Genomic DNA, 1,097 nt, shown 5'->3' with positions numbered 1-1,097 from the left:
TGCTCACCACGCCTTTACCTAATCAGCTGCTAAGCCGCCGCAAAGACGGTACCAGCTGGAGCGGTATCCGTCTTGAACGTCAGGTAATGGCCTGGGATCAGGGCACGTTGCGCTTTCCGGCAACGGAGGTGACGTTGACCTCTCCCGGCCAACCACCAGTGACAGTGTCACTCCCTGCTATCGAAAAACCGGTTAACTGGCCGAAGGGAACGCGCCAGCCTGATCGTTTTTTACCTGCCAGCAACCTCACGCTGAGCCAGAAAATCACCCAATATCACGCGGCTGATGATAAACAGCTGCATGCCGGTGATGTCATTGAACGGGCGGTGACCGTGAAAGCCCGCAGCATTGTGGCGAATCAGATCCCGCATATGCTTTACGCTATTCCCGGTACAGAAAGCCAGAGCCTGCCTGCGCAGAGTCAGTTTCTGACCGAGGGACGCGGCGATGTTGACGGCGCAGAGCGTACGGAACGGCTGCGTTATATGCCCTCGCAGGCAGGAATTGTTACCCTGCCGCCGGTACAACTCAGATGGTGGGATACTGACCATCAGCAATGGCAGTTGGCGGAACTGCCGGGAGGCGCATTTCACATCGCCGCAGCGCGCGGCGCAGGCAGTGAAGCGGTATTACGCGATACGACCGGGGGGGAGAAATGGCATATTGCTTTACTGGCCGCCACAGCCATGATTCTGGCAATCATACTGTGGTTCTCCCGACGCCAGTTCACGCGTGGAGCATTTTATATTCATCACCTCTGGCACCGCTTCTGGGATCTGGTTACGCTACCCGATCTACTGCCAGGTAATTATACAAATAAAAGACCTCCCAGGAACTTATTAAATAAAATCAGAGGCTTGTTTTCATAAAAAGTGTCTATACTAAAAATAAATAGCATATTTTTAACACTGTACTGTACTGTTCTGATCCCTTCCCAATATCGGTGCCAGGATAAATCAGAGAACCAGGCCTTTTGATCTCTTCCCAATATCGGTGCCAGGATAAATCAGAGATCCGGGCCTGTTTGCAGGCTTCGGATAAATTCTGCCGGAGTCTGGTTATTTAACGAGGAATGCGGCCGGTACTGGTTATATTCC

Annotated in this window: 1 protein-coding gene; it reads left to right on the top strand. The window is 52.5% G+C overall.

What is annotated here, in order from left to right; genetic code table 11:
* A partial coding sequence (locus J1784_RS00335) for a BatD family protein (RefSeq protein WP_217147587.1) occupies window positions 1-869 on the top strand: 869 nt, incomplete at its 5' end.
* Between the last annotated feature and the right edge of the window lie 228 nt (window positions 870-1,097).

Origin of the sequence: Rahnella ecdela (assembly GCF_019049625.1) — a bacterium.
Lineage (GTDB): Bacteria > Pseudomonadota > Gammaproteobacteria > Enterobacterales > Enterobacteriaceae > Rahnella > Rahnella ecdela.
The sequence above is the reverse complement of the archived record's forward strand: the minus strand, read 5'-3'. Positions and strand labels throughout refer to the sequence as shown.